Annotated in this window: 18 protein-coding genes and 2 other annotated features; of the genes, 16 read left to right on the top strand and 2 right to left on the bottom strand. The window is 38.5% G+C overall.

Translation table 11 applies throughout. The annotated features are described in order from the left end of the window. Positions 1–25 precede the first annotated feature (25 nt). From HNQ43_RS06225 to HNQ43_RS06190, 8 genes are all read left to right on the top strand, one after another. A complete protein-coding gene (locus tag HNQ43_RS06225; RefSeq protein ID WP_183375859.1) occupies positions 26–799 on the top strand; it encodes a methyltransferase domain-containing protein in 774 nt (257 codons plus the stop codon). Beyond that, positions 796–2,094 carry a 23S rRNA (uracil(1939)-C(5))-methyltransferase RlmD gene (gene rlmD, locus HNQ43_RS06220; RefSeq protein ID WP_183375857.1) on the top strand — a complete coding sequence of 433 codons (1,299 nt, stop codon included), beginning with the start codon at positions 796–798 and terminating at the stop codon, positions 2,092–2,094. The genes HNQ43_RS06225 and rlmD overlap by 4 nt, the downstream gene beginning before the upstream one ends. A gap of 71 nt (positions 2,095–2,165) precedes the next feature. Beyond that, the gene (locus HNQ43_RS06215) at positions 2,166–3,197 is read left to right on the top strand and encodes a helix-turn-helix domain-containing protein (RefSeq protein WP_183375855.1); all 1,032 of its coding nucleotides are present in this window, start codon (positions 2,166–2,168) and stop codon (positions 3,195–3,197) included. Further along, complete coding sequence (pgsA, locus tag HNQ43_RS06210; RefSeq protein WP_183375853.1) at positions 3,181–3,759, top strand: CDP-diacylglycerol--glycerol-3-phosphate 3-phosphatidyltransferase; 579 nt, start codon at positions 3,181–3,183, stop codon at positions 3,757–3,759. Before HNQ43_RS06215 ends, pgsA begins: the two co-directional genes overlap by 17 nt. Further along, a complete protein-coding gene (locus HNQ43_RS06205) occupies positions 3,759–4,247 on the top strand; it encodes a CinA family protein (RefSeq protein ID WP_183375851.1) in 489 nt (162 codons plus the stop codon). The genes pgsA and HNQ43_RS06205 overlap by 1 nt, the downstream gene beginning before the upstream one ends. Next, positions 4,240–5,241 carry a recombinase RecA gene (recA, locus tag HNQ43_RS06200; RefSeq protein WP_183375849.1) on the top strand — a complete coding sequence of 334 codons (1,002 nt, stop codon included), beginning with the start codon at positions 4,240–4,242 and terminating at the stop codon, positions 5,239–5,241. Before HNQ43_RS06205 ends, recA begins: the two co-directional genes overlap by 8 nt. A 28-nt stretch (positions 5,242–5,269) precedes the next feature. Then, the gene (locus HNQ43_RS06195) at positions 5,270–5,878 is read left to right on the top strand and encodes a cysteine hydrolase family protein (RefSeq protein WP_183375847.1); all 609 of its coding nucleotides are present in this window, start codon (positions 5,270–5,272) and stop codon (positions 5,876–5,878) included. Beyond that, entirely contained in the window at positions 5,879–7,324 is a 1,446-nt protein-coding gene (locus HNQ43_RS06190; RefSeq protein WP_183375845.1) for a nicotinate phosphoribosyltransferase, read from the top strand. On the opposite strand, the gene HNQ43_RS06185 is transcribed toward HNQ43_RS06190, so the two are convergent. After that, entirely contained in the window at positions 7,325–8,005 is a 681-nt protein-coding gene (locus tag HNQ43_RS06185) for an alpha/beta hydrolase (RefSeq protein WP_183375843.1), read from the bottom strand. A gap of 60 nt (positions 8,006–8,065) precedes the next feature. Between HNQ43_RS06185 and HNQ43_RS06180 the strand changes: the two genes are divergently transcribed. The 5 genes from HNQ43_RS06180 to HNQ43_RS06160 all read left to right on the top strand — a co-directional run bounded on the left by HNQ43_RS06180 (position 8,066) and on the right by HNQ43_RS06160 (position 12,726). Continuing rightward, positions 8,066–8,791: a hypothetical protein gene (locus HNQ43_RS06180; protein WP_183375841.1), complete on the top strand. Its 726-nt coding sequence runs from the start codon at positions 8,066–8,068 to the stop codon at positions 8,789–8,791. A 61-nt stretch (positions 8,792–8,852) separates the two neighbouring features. Continuing rightward, positions 8,853–9,089: a binding site (T-box leader), on the top strand. 38 nt (positions 9,090–9,127) lie between these two features. Next, positions 9,128–10,156: a methionine ABC transporter ATP-binding protein gene (locus HNQ43_RS06175; protein WP_183375839.1), complete on the top strand. Its 1,029-nt coding sequence runs from the start codon at positions 9,128–9,130 to the stop codon at positions 10,154–10,156. Next, positions 10,156–10,836, top strand: coding sequence for a methionine ABC transporter permease (locus tag HNQ43_RS06170; protein ID WP_183375830.1), 681 nt, complete (start codon positions 10,156–10,158; stop codon positions 10,834–10,836). The genes HNQ43_RS06175 and HNQ43_RS06170 overlap by 1 nt, the downstream gene beginning before the upstream one ends. A 19-nt stretch (positions 10,837–10,855) precedes the next feature. Next, a complete protein-coding gene (locus HNQ43_RS06165) occupies positions 10,856–11,680 on the top strand; it encodes a MetQ/NlpA family ABC transporter substrate-binding protein (protein WP_183375828.1) in 825 nt (274 codons plus the stop codon). Positions 11,681–11,766: 86 nt separating this feature from the next. Further along, positions 11,767–12,726 (top strand): uridine kinase family protein, encoded by a 960-nt coding sequence (locus HNQ43_RS06160; RefSeq protein ID WP_183375826.1) that lies wholly within the window; start codon positions 11,767–11,769, stop codon positions 12,724–12,726. Here the strand turns inward: HNQ43_RS06160 and HNQ43_RS06155 are convergent. Further along, positions 12,716–13,591 carry a class I SAM-dependent methyltransferase gene (locus tag HNQ43_RS06155; protein WP_183375824.1) on the bottom strand — a complete coding sequence of 292 codons (876 nt, stop codon included), beginning with the start codon at positions 13,589–13,591 and terminating at the stop codon, positions 12,716–12,718. The two genes, HNQ43_RS06160 and HNQ43_RS06155, sit on opposite strands and share 11 nt — an antisense overlap. Before the next feature lie 61 nt (positions 13,592–13,652). On the opposite strand from HNQ43_RS06155, the gene HNQ43_RS06150 reads away from it, so the two are divergent. The 3 genes from HNQ43_RS06150 to HNQ43_RS06140 all read left to right on the top strand — a co-directional run bounded on the left by HNQ43_RS06150 (position 13,653) and on the right by HNQ43_RS06140 (position 19,874). Beyond that, entirely contained in the window at positions 13,653–14,831 is a 1,179-nt protein-coding gene (locus tag HNQ43_RS06150; RefSeq protein ID WP_183375822.1) for a hypothetical protein, read from the top strand. Positions 14,832–14,934: 103 nt separating this feature from the next. Beyond that, on the top strand, positions 14,935–16,638 hold the full coding sequence (ptsP, locus tag HNQ43_RS06145; protein ID WP_183375820.1) for a phosphoenolpyruvate--protein phosphotransferase: 1,704 nt from the start codon (positions 14,935–14,937) through the stop codon (positions 16,636–16,638). A gap of 387 nt (positions 16,639–17,025) precedes the next feature. After that, positions 17,026–17,230, top strand: a binding site (T-box leader). 34 nt (positions 17,231–17,264) lie between these two features. Further along, a complete protein-coding gene (locus HNQ43_RS06140) occupies positions 17,265–19,874 on the top strand; it encodes a valine--tRNA ligase (protein WP_342353965.1) in 2,610 nt (869 codons plus the stop codon). The last annotated feature ends 61 nt before the right edge of the window (positions 19,875–19,935 follow it).

Here is a 19,935-nt window from a genome sequence, read left to right as displayed (position 1 = left end):
ATATGAATTGGTGTACACTAACAACATGTTAGTATGTCCAGTTTGTAAAGAACCTTTATCGTGCGAGAATCATCAATTTGTTTGTAAAAATCATCATACATTTGACCAAGCGAAAGAAGGGTATGTCAATCTTTCCTTAAAACAAAAAAAGATGACAGGAGATAATCCGGCCATGGTAAGAGCCCGTACAGCTTTTTTAGAGAAAGGATATTATGATTTTCTAAGAGATGCGTTAAAGATGATCATTCATGAATATTCGGCTTTTACTCTTTTAGATGCAGGTTGCGGACAAGGTTATTATACGAAAGAGTTTGCTTCTTGTGTAAACACGGTTTATGGCGTGGATCTGAGCAAAGCTGCCATTCAATATGCTGCAAAACACGATAAGAAGTCTACTTATATCGTCTCCAGCATATATGATTGTCCTTTTAGGAATGAGTCATTTGATTTAGTTACCACAATATTTACACCAGATGCGAAGAACGAGTTTTATCGTCTTTTAAAGCCGGGAGGCTATTTGATTCAAGTAGGGCCTGGTCCCTTTCATTGTTTTGAGCTGAAGTCAATTCTATATGAGAATGCTTACCTAAATCCCGAACCGTTACATGTTCGGCCGGGATTTACCTGTATAGATATTCAGAATATTAAAAGGGTTTTTCTGGTGAAAGATCTTCGTTCTTTGTTAGAGATGACACCTTATCGATATCGGACAAAAGCAAGTGATCTGGATAAGATTGATTCTTATTCCAGTCTAAATGTTACCTTTGATTTTATGATTCATGTATGGAGGAAATCGTGAAACTAAATATAAAAAAATGGGGAATCAATGGAGAAGGGATCGGTTTTAAAGATCGAAAACCAGTCTTTGTCAAGGGAGCGATTCCTGAAGAATTAGTGGATGTAAAGATTGAAAAAAGATTTGAACATTATTCAAATGCTTGTCTTATCAAGGTGTTGAAATCAAGCAGTTATCGTCGATTTTCGCCTTGCCCTCATGCGCAATGCGATGGTTGTGCACTGATGCATGTAAACTATAAAGGGCAATGTCAAATGAAGGCGTCTATCTTAAAACAAGCTTTGGCTAAGTATGCGAACTATAACGGGAAAATTGAACCGCTTGTGAAAAACAATTCAGTTTTCGGCTATCGCAACAGCTGTAAACTACCCGTTCAAAAAAGAAACGGGGAAATTCAAACGGGAATGTTTAAAGCGGGTACTCAAAAGTTTCTGCCTATAGATCGGTGTCTAGTTCACGAAAAAGAATTAGAACGTGTTCGTTCTGAATTGTTGATTTGTTTAAGAAAATACAATGTACCTTGTTTAGAAGGCGACGGACAAGGATTACGCCATATCGTAATAAAAGAATTTGAACAGAAGATTCAAATCATTTTAGTGAGTACGCCAATGCACTTTTCTCAATCAATGATTCAGGATATTTTGAACCTAGAGAATGTATGCTCTGTATGGCAAAGTATCAAAATTCATGACAGTGTCGATATCTTTGGATCACAGATGAATTTCTTAGGCGGGCAGCGAAATATGATCTTACATATAGATAATTTAAAATTAAAATTACTTCCAAGATCTTTTTTCCAATTAAATACGTCACAGGCAAAAAACTTATATCGGACAGTCAGAGAGTGGCTCGAACCATGTGAAAGTTTGGTTGAAGCCTATAGCGGTATCGGCGCCATGAGTTTGTTGTGCGCTCCTAAAGCGAAACAAGTTTATGGAATTGAATGGATCAATGATGCGGTCCAGAATGCAAATGCAAATGCGAAAAACAATGGATTTGATCATGTCTATTTTAAACAAGGAGATGCGGCAAGCCTCTTTTCCAAGATTGATAAAGTTGATGCATTGATCGTAGATCCACCTCGTTCAGGATTGGATTCTCCTATGAAAAAGGCAATTCTAAAAAAACAACCGGATCAAATTCTGTATGTTTCTTGTAATCCGAGTACCTTAGCAAAAGATATAGCTGATCTTGAAACTGTTTATGCAGTGGAAAGGATCCGGCCATTTGACATGTTTTCACAAACACAGCATGTGGAAACAATCGTTTCTTTGCGAAGAATCCAATCAAAAAAATAAATCTTTTCATTGGATTTTAAACAATTCGTTTTGCTTTTTGTTATAATGAAAAGGCTAAAGGGGGAAAAAGAGTGGCCTATTATCATATTCTTAGACAGAGACGTCAAGATTTAAATCTATCGATTGAATATGTATCAAGTCAAACACGACTGGCACCACAATATATTCAGGCCATTGAACAACATAATCTGGATGTTTTTTCAGATGATTTTTCCTTCGTACGTTATTTTGTGCACGCTTATTGTGATGCGATTGGGGTAAATTGGATCGTAATCAAAGATGAAGTCGATGCGGATATAAATGCTTACGCCCGTCAGCGGTCGATGGCCTTATCACAGGCACAAAAAAAGCTGATTGCACAAATGCCGAATGGAAAATCAAAAACAAAACAGCATTCAAAACATCCAGGCCGAAGCCGGTATCAGAAGAGTATTTCCGCATTATCGAGAAATATTCAATGGAAAAACAGAAAGAATATTAAAACTTGGATCGTGGGCGGGGTTGTGATCCTAGGGTTAATTGTCGGTCTTAATTTTATCATGGATCTACATTCCTCGAATCAAGCTGCACAGGAAGAGGCTTTGCGCCAAGAAGAATTGCGTGAAAAAGAAGAAGAGACAGATCGTCTTGCTCAACAAAGACAATCGGAAAGAGAAAGTCAGGAAATCGTTCTAACCTCAACGAATCCGGAAGAAAACATATATCAAATGTCTAATGTTTTAGAAACTACACAAAAGTTTACGATCAAGATAGAATTACCAGAAGAAAGCACTGTAGTCATTTATAAAGATGATGTGCCTTTGGATGAAAGCACTGTGGACGAATTATATTCGGGTACATTTGAACAAGAAGTTGAAGTGACTGAACCTTGCACGATTGCAGTCGAAGTCGGCACTTATGTCGGTGAAGGTACAACTTTTTCATTTGCCGATAATAATGTGACTTTTAATCCGACATATTGGGCTTATGGCGCACCTGCTACTTTCTATATCGAAGTTGTTTCAAACGAGACACTTGAACAAGAAAGTCAAACAAGTTCGGATGGACAAACAGCTGTCAATGAAAATGCAGCGGAGGAGACTGCTTATGAATTTACCGAATAAACTGACCGTTGGTCGTATTGCCATGGTTCCGCTAGTGGTCTTGATCTATTTAGTGATTCCGCAAGATTTTTGCGTGATCAGTGCAACAAATGGTTTGGCTTTGCGAGATGTATTAGCTTTTCTAATTTTTATGCTGGCCTCTTTAACCGATATGTTCGATGGACAGATTGCCAGAAAGTATCATTTGATCACGTCTTTTGGGAAGTTCTTTGATCCCATTGCGGATAAAATGTTGGTCAATACGATGCTGATCTTGTTAGTGTATACGCATCAAGCCAATATTGTGGCTGTTTTACTCATGATTGCCCGGGATTTGATCGTTGATGGATTGCGGATGCTAGCCAGTCAACATGGAAAAGTTGTTAGTGCAGGAATATATGGGAAAGCAAAAACAGTGTTGCAGATGTTTGCAATTCTCTTTTTGCTGTTGAAGAATTGGCCTTTTGTATATCTTGGACTTCCGCTAGATCAAATATTATTATGGCTTGCATGTTTGATGAGTTTATTTAGTGGTTTGATCTATTTTGCACAGCTCAAAGATTTTGTTTTGGAGAGTATGTAATGAATGCTTCAACGCTTGTGAAAATCTGTACGGAGAAAAATATTACGATTGGTTCATGTGAGAGCTTGACGGCAGGGCTGTTTTCTTCTTCTGTCGCATCGATTCCTGGTGCCAGTCGAGCACTAAAAGGCGGCATCGTTACGTATTGGACGCAAATTAAGACAGATGTCGTTCATGTGGATCCAGAAGTAATTGCTCGAGACGGAGTTGTTTCTCTTGCTTGTGCGTGTGAAATGGCTCAAAAAACAAGAGAGATCCTGGATGTAGATTATTGTGTGTCGTTTACCGGAAATGCTGGACCGGACGTATTAGAGAATAAACCTGCCGGAATGGTTTGTTGTGCAATCGCAACAAAAACTCAAGTCCGAACTTTTGAATTCCATTATATGGGATTGAATCGTAATAAAGTCAGAGAAAATGTTGTTAGTGATATGATCATAAAACTGATCCAAGTCATTAATGAAGATGAGGAGAAAAAATATGCCTAAAGAAGAAAATAAAGATAAACTGTTAGATGATGTCCTTCATGAAATTGAGAAGGAGTATGGAAAAGGCGCCGTTATGAAGTTGGGGGATCGAGCAGCCGTGGATGTGGAACCCATACCAAGTGGATCCTTGTTGTTAGATGAGGCTTTGGGAATTGGAGGATATCCCAAAGGACGTATTATCGAGATTTTTGGCCCGGAATCCAGTGGGAAAACGACCTTAGCGCTCCATGCCATTGCACAAGTTCAAAAAATGGGCGGTCGTGCCGCTTTTATTGATGCAGAAAATGCAATCGATCCTATTTATGCCCGCAATTTAGGAGTTAATATCGATGAGCTCATTTTGTCACAGCCTGATTCTGGTGAGCAAGGATTGAACATTATGTTGATGTTGATCGAAAGCGGGGCGGTGGATCTTGTCGTTGTGGATAGTGTCGCCGCATTGGTTCCTCAGGTTGAACTCGATGGAGAAATGGGTGATCAGCAAGTTGGATCACAGGCCCGTATGATGTCCAAAGCCATGCGAAAATTAGCTGGTATCATGAATCATAATGAATGTACGGCAATCTTTATTAATCAGTTACGCGAAAAAGTTGGAATCGTATATGGAAATCCTGAAACAACTCCAGGCGGGCGAGCTCTAAAATTTTATAGTTCTGTCCGCATCGATATTCGTAAAGCAGACGTTATCAAAAATGGAACGGATATCGTTGGCAACAAAGTACGAGTCAAAGTCGTAAAAAATAAGGTGGCTCCACCTTTTAAACAAGCGGTTTTGGAAATTGTATATGGAGAAGGAATTTCCTATATTTCTGAATTATTGGATTTGTGTGTCGATCGTAATATCGTGAAAAAAAGCGGTGCCTGGTACAGCTTTGAAGGTGAGAAGATCGGCCAAGGAAAAGAAGCTGCGAAACAATATATCAAACAAAATCCCGAGTTTCAGACCCAACTTGAGGCTCTTTTAAAAGACGCAACGGAAGAAGTTCAGGAATAGAACTTCTTTTTTTCTAGGAGGAACATCTATGGCAAGAGTAAAAGATAATCTCTATGAATCAATTTCAGTCAATGAAATCAAAAGCCCCATCTTATTTGTGGTGGATATGATCAACGGCTTTGTGAAAAACGGTCCTTTGCACGATCTTGAAATCAATTCAATTACCCCAAATATTCAGAAATTGTTAAAGGAACTTTCCGGACCTCGATGGTTTGTTTGTGATTCACATTCTCAGAATGCCAGAGAGTTTCAATCGTATCCGCCTCATTGTATTACTGAAAGTGAAGAATCTAAGGTCATTGATGAGCTTTGTCCGTATGTTAAGGATGTTTTATATAAAAATAGTACAAATACATTCCATGCCAAAGGCTTTTCTAAAATAATACCTTTGTTGGACAACCATTCGGATATTGTGATCACTGGATGTTGCACGGATTTATGTATTCTTCAATTTGCGCTGAGTTTAAACGCCTGGCTGAATGAATATGATCGCTGTAATCGAATCATCTTGCCGGTCGATTGTGTTGATACCTATCATATCCCGGATGTACATGATGCTTATGATTGGAACCGGTTTGCGTTAGCGAATATGAAAATGAATGGGATCATGGTTGTATCTCATATTAGGGAGGACTAAATGAAAGAACTGCGGAATCTAAGTCTTGTTATGGACTTTTATGAGCTCACGATGAGTCAATGTTATTTTAATCAAGATAAAAATCAGGAAGTTGTCTTTGATTTGTTTTATCGAAACAATCCGGATAATGGAGGCTTGTGTCTTTTTTGCGGACTCGAACAGGTGATCGAATACGTTAAAAACTTACATTTTGAAAAAGAAGATATTGAGTATTTACGCTCTTTACAGATGTTCTCCAATGATTTTTTAGATTATTTGAGCACCATTCACTTTACAGGAGATATTTATGCGATCCCTGAAGGAACACCTGTTTTTCCTCATGAACCGCTGCTTCGTGTAAAAGCGCCCATTATTGAGGCGCAACTGATTGAAACTGCCCTGTTATTGGCGTTGAATCATCAGACTTTGATCGCAACTAAGGCAAGAAGAATCGTACAGGCTTCCGAGGGACGGGCAGTCATGGAGTTTGGGGCTAGACGAGCTCATAATTTTGATGCAGCCATTTATGGAGCACGCGCTGCTTATATTGCCGGTTGTGTGGGTTCTGCCACAACATATGCCGGCAAGGAATACGGCCTTCCGGTTTTAGGAACGATGGCTCATTCTTTTATTCAGAGTTTTTCAACAGAGTACGATGCTTTCTTGTATTACGCTAAAACATATCCAAATAATTGCACCCTATTGATTGATACATACAGCACTCTTAAAAGTGGTATTAAAAATGCCATTCGTGTCGCAAAGGATTATTTGGAGCCGAACGGTTATCGTTTAAAAGGCGTTCGTATTGATTCAGGTGACATGGCTTATCTTTCTAAACAAGTGCGTAAAGAATTAGATCAAAATGGAATGCAGGATTGTGGTATTGTCGTTTCAAATTCATTGGATGAGTATGTGATTGAATCACTGATTCATCAACAAGGCGCAAAGATTGATTCTTTTGGCGTAGGAGAAAATTTGATTTGTTCAAAAAATTCTCCGGTTTTTGGCGGCGTTTATAAACTGGTTGCGATTGAAAAAGATGGAGAGATGATTCCTAAAATAAAAATCAGCGACAATGTTGAAAAAGTAACTAATCCAGGGATGAAAACAGTGTACCGAATTTATGATCATGAAACAGGAATGGCGCAAGCGGATTTATTGGCACTCGTGGATGAAAAATTTGATGAAAACGAAGATTTGACGATTTATCATCCGATGTCGCGATGGAAATATAAAGTGATTCCGGGCGGAACTTATGAATTGCGGGAACTTTTAGTCCCTATTTTTAAGCGAGGACAGGTCGTATATCAGTGTCCTAGCTTGGATGGGATCCGGGAATATTCGAAACGTGAATTAGATACGATTTGGGAAGAGATCAAGCGTTTCGCATACCCCCAAGAGTATTATGTGGATCTTACAAAAAAACTGCTCGATCTCAAGCTGCAGTTGTTGAACGAGCATAAATAATCACAAGAGTTCATCATTTAACATGGATTCTATGATCTTGAAACATGGTTTCTCGTGACCAAGTCCATCATACAGCATGCGATGCTTTCCTCCTTCAATTAGAAGGAGGCATTTTTTTTGTGTGTTCAAGTCATAGTAAATGGATTGTGAACTCTCATAAGGAATCACTTCATCTTTTGTACCATGTAGAATCAAAACGGGACATGTAACATGATAAATAGAATCTTTATACTGATCGACAAGATCCATGAATGTTCGAGTTTGTAATGAACTGGGGACGTTTTTTTCCTTCGCGGTAATTTTTCGCAATGCATGCAAAGAATAACTGCCAAGTTTTTGGATATCAAAATACCGGAAAGCAGGTGCTACTAAAATCAAACTTTGTACCGGAAATACACTAGCTAGATAGCTGGCAATAACGCCACCCATAGAAAAACCAACCAAGATCACGGGTTTTTTAAGTTTCAGAGCTGAGCGCATCTGTTCTTCACAACGTTTGATCCATTGTTCAAGATTAGCATCTTCAGGATTTTTAAGAGAATAGATATCAAATTGTATGCTATCCCAGCCACTCTCTTTCAGATATCGGCAAAGTAAGTCAAATTCCTGATGTCTCTGTTTTCCAAATCCGTGAATTGTGAGTATTAGTGCTTTTTTCTTTTTTCTGTTAAATGAAAACATGTAACTCACCTCACATTTTGAGCATTTTTTGTATATAATGAATTATAGGCAAATTTATTTATGAAAGCGACACTTTTAATTAAAAATATTGAAAACTGTTATACGTGTGATTCCTTGTTTAGAGTATTGAAACATGCCTTTATCGCAATTCATCATGATAAGATCATTGATATCGGGACAGGATCTTATATGAAATGGATCGATCCAACGACTCGTGTCATTGATGCTGTTGGAGAGACAGTGATACCGGCCATGATTGACTGTCATTATCAAGGCTTCCGTAATGTTCGTTTAGGCGATCAATTGCGTGAGAATAATGCGGCATTGTATGCCATGTCTCAAAATGGAATCTTGACTTTATTGACTTACGATCCGAAAGTGCAAAGAAAAGAGCTTACGCAAGATGTTTTTTTAATCAAGAAGAAGAGTACTTACCCATTGATTGAAACCGAAACGGATTATTTAAAACACAAACCGGAACATTTCTTACTCTCTTGTGGTTTCGGATCTTTAAATCGGTACGTTTATTCCTTTCAGCCTATCTGTCACTATCTCTTTACGATGATGCAGGTGAGTTCTAAAACTTTATTAGAAGGAATGACTTCTTTACCGGCTAAAGATTTTAATCTAAACGATCGCGGGAGTTTAGAAATTGGAAAATGTGCAGATATCTTGATTTTACAAGTTCCGACGATCGAGCATTATTTTCAAACCATTGGCAGACCTTTGATTCACAGAATGATTAAGAACGGAATTCAATTTTATCCACAGTGGATGGTTTGTTAGTGGCTGAAAACTTTTCAGAAAACGATTGACATTCTTTCATGACGTTGATATTATCTATGCATAAATGATGTTGAAGAGAAGAGTACCTATCGTATTTCTTTAATAAGAGAGTCCTTGAGCGCTGAAAGAGGATAAAGAGGTTGTTAGGGAACATGGTCTTGGAGTTGCAAAGTCGATATTTAGACTTTGACGGGTTCACCCGTTATCGTGATAGAGTATGTTTGTACTTGATGAGGTAAAATGAGCGATCATTTTACGAATATAGGTGGTAACACGAAGTTCAACTTTCGTCCTATAACGGATGAAAGTTTTTTTATTTTAGAAAGGAAAGACAGAATGATCAAGTTAGAACATGTAACAAAAACCTTTCAGACTCGAAATGGAAATGTTCATGCCGTAAGAGATGTCAGTCTTGAGATCCAAGATGGTGAAATCTTTGGAATCATTGGATTTTCTGGAGCAGGTAAGTCTACACTCGTACGCTGTATCAACTTGTTAGAGAAACCAGAACAAGGCGCCGTTTATTTTGATGACAAAGATCTTCTCAAATTAAGCGAAAAAGAATTACGGTTAAAAAGACAAGAAATGGGAATGATTTTTCAGCATTTTAATCTGATGCGTTCCCGAACTGTTTTTGAAAACATTGCGTTTCCTTTGCGTCACATGAAAATGAAAGAAGACGAGATTCAAAGACGTGTAAATTCTTTATTAGAATTGATCGAGTTGAAAGATCGTAAAGATTCTTATCCGTCACAACTAAGCGGAGGGCAAAAACAACGGGTAGCGATAGCCAGAGCTTTAGCTACCAGGCCGAAGGTTCTTCTATGTGATGAAGCAACTTCAGCCTTGGATCCCCATACCACACAACAGATCCTGCAACTCATTCGCCGTATCAACAAAGAATTAAACCTTACCGTCATCTTAATTACTCATGAAATGGCTGTTGTCAAAGATATTTGTGATCGAGTCGCTGTTATGGAGAATGGCAAAGTTGTAGAAGAAGGGAATATCGTTGAAGTATTTTCACATCCTTCAATGCCGGTCACTAAGAATTTTATCAACACAACCAACAATCTGGGAAAGATTAATGAGCTTTTGGAAAATGAACACCCTCTTGTTCAAATCGATTCCAATCAGACGTTAGTGAAATTAAGTTATCAAAGTGGGAATACAAAAGAGGCTTTGATTTCAACGATTTCTAGAGAATACAATGTCGATTGTTCAATCATTTTCGGAAATGTTGAAATTGTGCATGATGTTCCATTTGGTACTTTGATTTGTGTTTTAACAGGAAAAAAAGAAAATATGCAAAAGGCTTTACAATTATGTGAAAATAATCAAGTACAGGTGGAGGTGATGAAGTGATGATGGATTTTCTCATCCAGATCATGCCGAATGTTATCGACCGATTCGATGTTTTTTTGGAATCAATCTATGAGACTTTCCTTATGATTCTAATCAGCGGTTCTATTTCTTTGATTTTGGGTTTGATCATAGGGGCTATATTGGTCGTTACAAGGCCAGGGGATATCTTGGAGAATCGAGTACTCTATACGATTTTAGGAAAGATCGTAGATTTGTTTCGTGCCGCTCCGTTTATTATCTTAGCAATGATCTTAACGCCATTATCCCAATTGATCATGGGGACTTCGATTGGATTAAAAGGAGCTTTTATTCCTTTGATCATCGGAACCGCACCATTCTGTGCAAGGCAGATGGAACAGGCTCTTTCTGAAATTGATAGAGGTTTAGTTGAAGCCAGCCAGGCCATGGGATTAGGACCTTTTGAAATCATTTGGAAAGTATATTTAAGAGAAAGCATTCCGAGTATTATTCGCGGCTCTACAATCACTTTGATCTCTATGATCGGATTGACTGCCATTTTAGGAGTCACCGGAAGCGGCGGCTTGGGTGTGTTCTGTATCAATTATGGCTATAATCAATATAATTGGGATATATTATGGGTTAGTTTGGCTGTCTTGGTACTTTTAACGATTTTAGTTCAAACGATAGGAAACTATCTTGCGAAAAAAACTACACATTAGAAAGAAAAGAGGAGAGAATATGAAACAACTTATTAAAGGATTAACTGTATTATGTTTGAGTGCAGCTCTTGTAGGCTGTGGGGCGGATTCATCTTCCGATGATAAAACAATCAAAATCGGGGCCAGTGTGACACCGCATGCAGAGATTATTGAAAATATTAAACCGGATTTAGAAGAATTAGGTTACGATGTTGAAATCGTTGAGTTTTCTGATTATGTAAAGCCGAACCAAGCTTTGTATGAAGGGGAAATTGACTGTAACTATTTCCAACATACCCCATATTTGGAAGATTGGGTTGCGAACAACTGTGAAAATGATGATGACCTGGTTGCAGCCGCAAAGATTCATTTTGAACCTTTAGGGATCTACTCTTCCAAACATAGCGATGTAAGTGATGTGCCGGATGGAGCGCAGATTGCCGTTCCAAATGATACGACAAATGAGGCACGCGCCCTGCAGCTTTTACAGGCACAAGGAATCATTACATTGGCTGAAGGTAAAGGATTGGAAGCAACGAAGGCCGATATTGTAGAAAATCCATATAATGTAGAAATTGTAGAATTGGCCGCTGAAGTTGTCCCAACGAAATTAGAAGAAGTTGATTTTGCGGTTGCCAATGGTAATAACGCATTAAATGCCAAAATCACAGAATATCTTTTAGTTACGGAAGACAAAGATTCTGAGGCTGCTGATGAGTTCGCAAATGTGATAGCTGTTCGAAAAGAAGATAAAGATTCACAGAAAATCAAGGACTTGTTAGATGTTTTAGAAACACAAAAAACGGTTGATTTTATCAATGACACATACGATGGTGTTGTTGTTTCTGTGTTCGATGTCGAATAGTTGATTTTAGAGATTTTCTGGTTTGTTATCAAATCAGAAAGTCTTTTTTTATGGAAATCTCAACCAATTTGAACTATATTTATTTTATGGATTTAGAACAGGCAATTCATCACGAAAAAGAATTACATCCTTTAGGAACCAGTCAGGATCTGTATAAGCTGATCTATCAGTCTTGCTTAGGCAATGGGCATATGATCAAGGATGAACAAGTGGCGTATGATTGTTTGGTGGAAGAGTGGAAACAAGCTGCCTGGTTTCCTGTACAGGAGATAGGTAACGGCTATATACGAATGCCTCTGATTGAAATGAAAGAAGAAGACCTTCTCTTATGGAACGAACTATTGATAGAAAGCGCAAAGACAAGACATACTCACAGAGCCTTTGATCAGGCGCTGGCCAAATATGGCTTCTTCGATCGGGGGCCGGTGAGTCACAGTCAGATCTTTAAAGAGAATTATTCTCCCCATTACAGAGTGATTAGAAAAGAGTATGTAGATTATTTTTCGCTATTTAAGGTTTGTCTCCATGCTTTTTCTATGCAAAAGGTTGTTTTGATCGACGGACCTTGTGCTAGTGGTAAAACAACGGCTGCTCGCTATCTATCTTCTTTTTTTGAATGCCCTTGTATTCATATGGATGATTATTTTTTACCCTCTTCTTTAAAAACGAAAGAGCGTTTACGTACACCAGGGGGTAATATTGATCACGAACGTTTTTATAGCGAAGTAGTTGTACCGTTTCTAAAAAAGGAAGATCTTTTTCTTCGTCCTTTTGATTGCCATACACAGACATATCGAAAGCCAATCCATCTTGAATATACACCCTTTCTGATTATTGAAGGGTGTTATAGTCATCATCCTGCTTTTGGAGAACTGAATGCATTAAAGATTTATTTGGATATCTCGCAGGACTTACAAAAAGCTCGTTTAGAAAAGCGATCACCATCTTTGATAGATCGTTTTTTAAAGGAATGGATTCCGATGGAGGAACTCTATTTTTCAACCTATTCGATCAAAGAAAAAAGCGACTATGTTTTTAGTCGCTAGTCCAACGTCCAAAGATTCCGCAAGGAAGAACGCCTTGATTATGGCTGACAGGGAGAAGATTTTCTCCACATTCGATCTGTCCGCCATTTTTATTTTGTATCGTTCGTTTTAAGATTTCATGCAAAGCGGATATCGTAAACCCGGTGGTATAACAATTGATAATCAAAAATTGTGCATCCTTATCGAGCAATTTCTGGCATTCCAACAAAAGCTCATAGATTTGGTCTTCCAGTTTCCAGAGCTCTTGTTTAGGACCGCGACCATAGCTGGGCGGGTCTAAGATAATGGCATGATAAGTACGACCGCGTCTTTGTTCTCTTTTTACGAATTTCACTACATCATCCACAATAAAGCGGATTTTATGATTTTCTAAATGAGATAGTTGCATATTCTCTTTTGCCCATTGAACCATACCTTTGCTGGCATCCACATGAACCACTTCAGTAGCTCCTGCTTTGGCACAAGCCATAGTTGCTCCTCCGGTGTAGGCAAAGAGATTCAAAACACGGAATTCCGGAAGGGTGTTTTTTTGAATAATGTCCATCATAAAGTCCCAGTTTGCAGCTTGCTCCGGAAATAAGCCTGTATGTTTAAAACCGGTAGGGGAAATCTTAAAGCGCAGACCTTTATAGCCAATCGTCCAGAATTCTTTGATGGGTTTTACCGTTTGCCAATGTCCGCCACCGCTTTTTGAACGATGGTAGATCGCGTCTGCTTTTTTCCAATCGAGATTGGATTGATCGATCGGCCACACGCAGACAGGGTCTGGACGGCGCAGGATAATCGAGTTCCAGCGTTCCAGCTTTTCTTTATTGCCCGTATCTAATACTTCATAGTCTTTCCAATTATTTGCACATTGATTCATGTGTGTTATTATAACACAGTTAGTCAATGATTTTGATATAATAATCAAAAAGGAGATTTCAATGTTTGTTCAATTGCTTTGTAAGGATCGAAATCAAAAAGAAAAAGATGAACTTTATCAAGTTCTCAGTGCCTTGGCTCATCGCGAACAACTGCAGATCGAAGAACGTGGGGAAATTGTAGAGTTAGATGTTTGTCCTCAGGGAAAGATTCAAGTCAGTGAAGAGGATCGTCAAGTCGTAATGTATGCAAATACACGCCATGGCGGACCTGGCTTTCATGCGTTTTGCGTTGATTTGTTCTTAGATATCCAGCATGAATTATCGGGAGATTATGAACTGATTGATGATTTGGAACTGGATAAAGATGGAGACTTTCATCGCATCTTCCATTTATATGAAGATGAAGTTGAATATCTTCGCGGCGAACTTGTAAGAAAACGACCCTTGTATTTTAAGAATTATCTTTATGATTCAACATTTTTTCTTCCCTTGGAAAAAGAAAACGCCATTGCTACTCCGATAGGATATTTAGATACTAAAGAATTGATTCATATGGATCCGGAAGATTTAATGGATAATTTTTATGTATGGAACACATGGGATAAAACTGCCCAGTATTACAAAAATGCAGCCTTGTTGTTGATGGCGAAAGAAGGATACGGGCCTTTTTCCCTAATGAATGATCATACTTTAAAAATGGCGCATTTGATTTGTGATTATTTAGAGATCGCATTTCAAAAAGATCCTTCTTTAACATATCCTGTTAGAGAATATCAAGAGTATGTGTCTTTACTTGGCCGTGAGAATCGTCTTCATAACGCAAAACAAATGGAGCAAGAAGTGTTCCAATATCGTTTGCGTGAAGTTTATCATCTGTTTGAAAACAGTAAAGTTGTTGCTTTGGGGGCTTGCGAGCGAAGTTATGATCCGGTTTTGAAAGCGATGTGTTTAATGTCTCCTCGCACTGAAGAACATGCGTGGGATTATTTTATTCAAGTTTCAAAAGAATCGATGATCTGTTCTTCGATTCATGAATTAGAGGATCAGAATCCTATCCAGTATGACGGAAAATCGATTTGGACCATAGTTTATGAAGATGAAGGATTTCCGGTGATGGAAGCAAAGATTCGCCAAATCGATGAAGAATTGTATTTTCATATTGTTTTCAAAGAAGAAAACCAAAAAGATTATCTGTTGCGCTGTATTAAAGAAAGCGGATTTACACAAGAAAATCTGTAACATATAGTTTGAAACCGTTTTAAAAAATTGTAAATAGCTGACAAAAGTGTTAAAATTTGTTCGAGCAAATAGTATATTTATGTATAAACAGGAGGGTTTTATCATGTTAAAAGGTATTGCTGCGAGCGCCGGAGTATCCGTTGCGAAAGTTTACAAGCTTGAAACGCCTAATGTTGTGATTGAGAAAAAACAAGGCGATCCTCAAGCAGAAATTAAGAAGTTTGATGAAGCTTTGGAAAAGACAAAAAAGGATATCGAAGGTGTTAAGGAACGAGCCGCAAAACGACTCAGCCCAGAAGAATTGGCTGTATTTGATGCACATTTAATGATGGCAGGCGATCCAGAACTTGCTTCCCAAATCAAAGGAATGATCGAAAGCCAGTCAGTCAATGCCGAATATGCAACAGAAGAAGTTGCTTCTATGATGATTTCTATGTTCGAAAGCATGGATAATGATTATTTTAAAGAACGTGCAGCGGATGTAAAAGATGTTACGTTCCGCTTGAAATGCAATCTGTTAGGTTTGACGATTCCGGATCTCACAAGCATCGCTGAAGATTCGATTATCGTGGCCCACGATTTAACACCAAGCGACACGGCTCAGTTAAATGAATATGTAAAAGGGTTCGCTACGGAGATTGGCGGAAAAACAAGTCATTCTGCCATCATGGCAAATTCTTTGGAAATTCCAGCTGTTGTCGGCTGCCCAGGTGTTATGGACGCGGTTAAAACAGGTGATGTGTTAGCTTTGGATGCTTTGGATGGTGAAGTTGTTGTAAATCCTGATGAAGAAACAGTACAAAAATTCCAAGCAAAAGCGGAAGCTTATGCAAAAGAAAAAGAAGAATTGAAAGTTTTAGTCACTGAAAAATCGGTAACGAAAGATGGCCATGAAGTTGAATTGGCTGGAAATATCGGCGGATTCAAAGATGTTGAAGGCGTTCTTAAAAATGGTGGTGAAGGTGTAGGTCTTTTCCGTACAGAATTCTTATATATGGATTCGGATCATTTCCCAACTGAGGACGAACAGTTTGAAGCCTATAAACAAGTTTTAGAAGGCATGCAAGGAAAACGAGTTGTTGTTCGTACTTTGGATATTGGTGGGGATAAACACTTGTCTTATTATGAATTCCCACAGGAAATGAACCCTTTCTTGGGATATCGTGCCATTCGTTTGTGTTTAAAAGAACAAGATATTTTCCGTACTCAATTGCGTGCGCTGTGCCGTGCTTCCGTCTACGGAAGACTTTGCATCATGTTCCCTATGATTGCCACTGTTAAAGAGTTCTGCGATGCGAAAGCAATCTTTGAAGATGTGAAACAAGAATTGATTTCTGAGGGTATTCAAGTCGCTGATAATATTGAAGTTGGTATGATGGTTGAGATTCCAGCGGCAGCGGTTTTAGCAGATCAGTTCGCAAAATATGCTGATTTCTTCTCTATTGGAACTAACGATTTGATTCAGTATTCTATGGCAGCTGACCGTATGTCAGAACATGTATCGTACTTGTATCAACCATTCAACCCAAGTGTATTGCGTTTAGTAGCCAATACGATCAAAGGAGCTCATTCGCAAGGTAAATGGGCTGGAATGTGTGGTGCCATGGCTGGCGAACCAAATGCTGTTCCTATTCTTTTAGGGTTAGGTTTGGATGAATTCTCTATGAGCGCAACTCAGATCTTAAAAGCTCGTAAAGTTGTAAAATCTTTGAGCTATGAAGAAATGCAAGATTTGGCTCAAGAATGCTTACAAAAACAGACAGCTGAAGAAGTTTTGGAATACGTTAAATCAAAAGTTCAACAATAATGCATTAGAAAGTATAGGCAAAGATTTGCCTATACTTTTTTTACTTAATCTTAACTTTCACTTAGCTTAATACTAACAAGCATCCTCTAAGATAAATTTAGATAGAGGGTGATATAATGTTATATATATTAGGCTTCTGCAGTCTCGCATGTAGTTTATTAGGTTACATCAAATCGATAATCAACCCGGCAAAGACTAAAGAACGATTCGAAGTGATTTCTTTTTCGCTGCTATTGATTGGGATTATATTCTTGTTGGGGACGTGTGGGGTATCCTTGACAACCGTTGTGGCATCGTGTAGTTATATTTTCTATGTGATGTTAGTTTATCAGGTCTTGATATAAGGATCTACTTGAATTTTTTCTGACTTTCCCCTAAACTATATTCATAAATGCGTTGAGTAGAAGGAGTAGTCTTGGGGAAGGTGAAGAGAGTCCTTGGATGGTGAAAAAGGATCCGGAGACAAGATGAAGGTAGTCTAGGAGCTGGTCTTTGAACAAAAGTAGAAGACATCGCAAACCAGCGTTATCGGTAATGAGGTATGCTTATCGCATATGAATTTAGGTGGTACCACGTTTTACACGTCCTAAGGGATGTGTTTTTTTATTGTTTGGAGGAAAAGAACTATGGAACCAAAATATGATCATTTAAAAGTTGAATCCAACATTTATGACCAATGGGTCAATAAGGGTTATTTCACAGCGGGGGATGTATCAAAACATCCTTACTGTATTGTAATACCGCCACCGAATGTAACTGGAAAATTACATCTGGGACATGCATGGGATACAACTTTACAAGATATTATTTGCCGCTACAAGCGTTTACGCGGCTATGATGTTTTGTGGGTTTCTGGGATGGACCACGCCGGAATTGCTACCCAAGCAAAAGTAGATGCGCGATTAAAGGATGAAGGTATCTCAAGATATGATATCGGAAGAGAAAAATTTTTAGATAGAGCATGGGAATGGAAAGAAGAATATGCGGCTACGATTCGTAAACAGTGGGCAAAACTTGGTCTTTCATTAGATTATTCTCGCGAACGCTTTACTTTGGATGAGGGATTGTCTAAAGCCGTTCGCAAGGTGTTTGTAGATCTATATAATGATGGTCTCATCTACCAAGGAGAACGAATCATCAACTGGGATCCGGAAGCGAAGACGGCTTTATCAAACATTGAAGTCGAGCATAAAGAAATACCAGGACATATGTATTATTTTAAATATAAAGTCGTAGAAACGGGACAGGAACTGGTCATTGCGACTACACGTCCAGAAACGATGTTTGCCGACCAAGCAATTTTTGTTCATCCCGATGATGATCGATATAAGGACATCGTCGGACTTCATGCGATTAATCCCGCCAATGGAGACGCTCTTCCAATTATGGCAGATGATTATATTGACATGGATTTTGGTACGGCTGTGATGAAATGTACGCCAGCTCATGACCCGAATGACTTTATGTTGGCTAAGAAATATAATCTCCCTATGCCTATCTGCATGAATCCAGATGGAACCATGAATGAAATGGCTCATAAATATGCGGGAATGGATCGTTTTGAATGTCGCGAAGCTTTAGTAAAAGATTTCGAAGCAGCTGGTGTAGTCGATCATATCGAAGAACACGTGCATCCTGTCGGACACTCTCAACGAACTGGAGTTATAGTGGAGCCATATTTGAGTAAACAATGGTTTGTAAAGATGAAACCATTGGCAGACGAAGTTTTAAAAAATCAAAAAATCGAAGATCAGAAGATTTCTTTTGTTCCTTCTCGTTTTGAAAAAACGTTCGAACAGTGGCTGGAGAATATTGAGGACTGGTGTATTTCTCGTCAGCTATGGTGGGGACACCGTATCCCGGCATGGACTAATAAAGATACCGGAGAGCTTTATGTAGGAATGGAGGATCCTCAAGATCCGGAAAATTGGATTCAAGATGAAGATGTTTTAGATACGTGGTTCTCAAGTGCGTTATGGCCTTTTTCTACATTGGGCTGGCCAGAAGACACGGCTGATCTTGAACGCTATTTCCCGAATGATTGCCTGGTTACAGGTTATGATATTATTTTCTTCTGGGTAGCACGTATGGCTTTTCAGACTCGTTACTGCATGAAAAATCGTCCTTTTAAAGATGTTTTGATTCATGGTTTGGTCCGCGATCCTCAAGGCCGTAAAATGTCAAAATCACTAGGTAACGGTATTGACCCGATGGATGTGATTCAAGATAAGGGAGCCGATGCGTTGCGCTTTTTCTTAACGACCAATTCAACACCAGGATTGGATTTACGCTTTGATGAAAAAAAGCTTGATTCTGCTTGGAATTTTATTAACAAGATTTGGAATGCGGCTCGTTTTGTTCAAATGCAGCTGAATGAAGATATTCCGCACTTTGATTTTGATCATTTAAGTGAAGTGGACAAATGGATATTAGATCGATTTGATCAAGTTTTGGAAAATGTTACGGGGAATATGGAACGATATGAGTTTGCTATTGTTGGTAACGAGTTATACAACTTTGTATGGGATGATTTCTGCAGCTGGTATATTGAATTGAGCAAGGCAAGCTTGTATAGCGAAGATCCGAATATTGTAGCTACTACAAAAGGTGTTTTATACACGGTTTTGATGAATATTTGTAAGTTGCTGCATCCATTTATGCCGTTTGTAACAGAAGAGATCTATTTGTCTTTGCCACACACGGCAGAAAGTATCAATCTGGAAACTTGGCCAACTCCGATTCAAATTGATTTTTCACATCATGACCGTCAATCCGTATCTTTGGCATTGTCCATCATTACAAAAGTTCGTGAAATCAAACAAGAATATAATGTAAAACCAAGTGAATCGTTAAGTATTGATGTCGTTGATGAAAATGGAGCACCAAAATCATTGTCTGATTATTATCGGAAAATGATCGATCGCATGTGTCATGCATCTTTTGAAACAATCAAAGATGAGGATGTATTGACTAGAACTCTTGATTCTGCTGTTTTAAAAGTTCGCATGGGAGATCTTGTGAACTTGGAAGAAGAACAAGCAAAACTCGAAAAAGAGATCGATCATCTTCGAAAAGAGATTCAAAGAGCCGAGGGTATGTTGAATAACCAAAACTTTGTTTCTAAAGCGCCAAAGGCCAAAGTAGACCAGGAACGAAATAAATTAGAGATGTATAAAGAAAAGTTATCTTTGACGCAAACTAGTCTCGACGATGTCTTATCAAAATTAAAATCTTAGAAGGTCTGTTTATCAGACCTTTTTTGTTGACATTATCTTAGGAAGTGATAGTATTTAGTTA

This window comes from Faecalicoccus acidiformans, from assembly GCF_014202635.1.
Lineage (GTDB): Bacteria > Bacillota_I > Bacilli_A > Erysipelotrichales > Erysipelotrichaceae > Faecalicoccus > Faecalicoccus acidiformans.
This window is presented reverse-complemented; position numbering and strand designations above follow the sequence as displayed.

Excerpts from the sequence above, each read along its gene's own strand:
- recA (WP_183375849.1), top strand. The coding sequence starts at position 4,240 with ATGCCTAAAGAAGAAAATAAAGATAAACTGTTAGATGATGTCCTTCAT.
- HNQ43_RS06150 (WP_183375822.1), top strand. The coding sequence starts at position 13,653 with ATGTTTGTTCAATTGCTTTGTAAGGATCGAAATCAAAAAGAAAAAGAT.
- ptsP (WP_183375820.1), top strand. The coding sequence starts at position 14,935 with ATGTTAAAAGGTATTGCTGCGAGCGCCGGAGTATCCGTTGCGAAAGTT.
- HNQ43_RS06155 (WP_183375824.1), bottom strand. The coding sequence starts at position 13,591 with ATGAATCAATGTGCAAATAATTGGAAAGACTATGAAGTATTAGATACG.
- HNQ43_RS06190 (WP_183375845.1), top strand. The coding sequence starts at position 5,879 with ATGAAAGAACTGCGGAATCTAAGTCTTGTTATGGACTTTTATGAGCTC.
- HNQ43_RS06170 (WP_183375830.1), top strand. The coding sequence starts at position 10,156 with ATGATGGATTTTCTCATCCAGATCATGCCGAATGTTATCGACCGATTC.
- HNQ43_RS06205 (WP_183375851.1), top strand. The coding sequence starts at position 3,759 with ATGAATGCTTCAACGCTTGTGAAAATCTGTACGGAGAAAAATATTACG.
- HNQ43_RS06185 (WP_183375843.1), bottom strand. The coding sequence starts at position 8,005 with ATGTTTTCATTTAACAGAAAAAAGAAAAAAGCACTAATACTCACAATT.
- HNQ43_RS06195 (WP_183375847.1), top strand. The coding sequence starts at position 5,270 with ATGGCAAGAGTAAAAGATAATCTCTATGAATCAATTTCAGTCAATGAA.
- HNQ43_RS06160 (WP_183375826.1), top strand. The coding sequence starts at position 11,767 with ATGGATTTAGAACAGGCAATTCATCACGAAAAAGAATTACATCCTTTA.
- HNQ43_RS06225 (WP_183375859.1), top strand. The coding sequence starts at position 26 with ATGTTAGTATGTCCAGTTTGTAAAGAACCTTTATCGTGCGAGAATCAT.
- HNQ43_RS06165 (WP_183375828.1), top strand. The coding sequence starts at position 10,856 with ATGAAACAACTTATTAAAGGATTAACTGTATTATGTTTGAGTGCAGCT.
- HNQ43_RS06180 (WP_183375841.1), top strand. The coding sequence starts at position 8,066 with ATGAAAGCGACACTTTTAATTAAAAATATTGAAAACTGTTATACGTGT.
- HNQ43_RS06175 (WP_183375839.1), top strand. The coding sequence starts at position 9,128 with ATGATCAAGTTAGAACATGTAACAAAAACCTTTCAGACTCGAAATGGA.
- pgsA (WP_183375853.1), top strand. The coding sequence starts at position 3,181 with ATGAATTTACCGAATAAACTGACCGTTGGTCGTATTGCCATGGTTCCG.
- HNQ43_RS06140 (WP_342353965.1), top strand. The coding sequence starts at position 17,265 with ATGGAACCAAAATATGATCATTTAAAAGTTGAATCCAACATTTATGAC.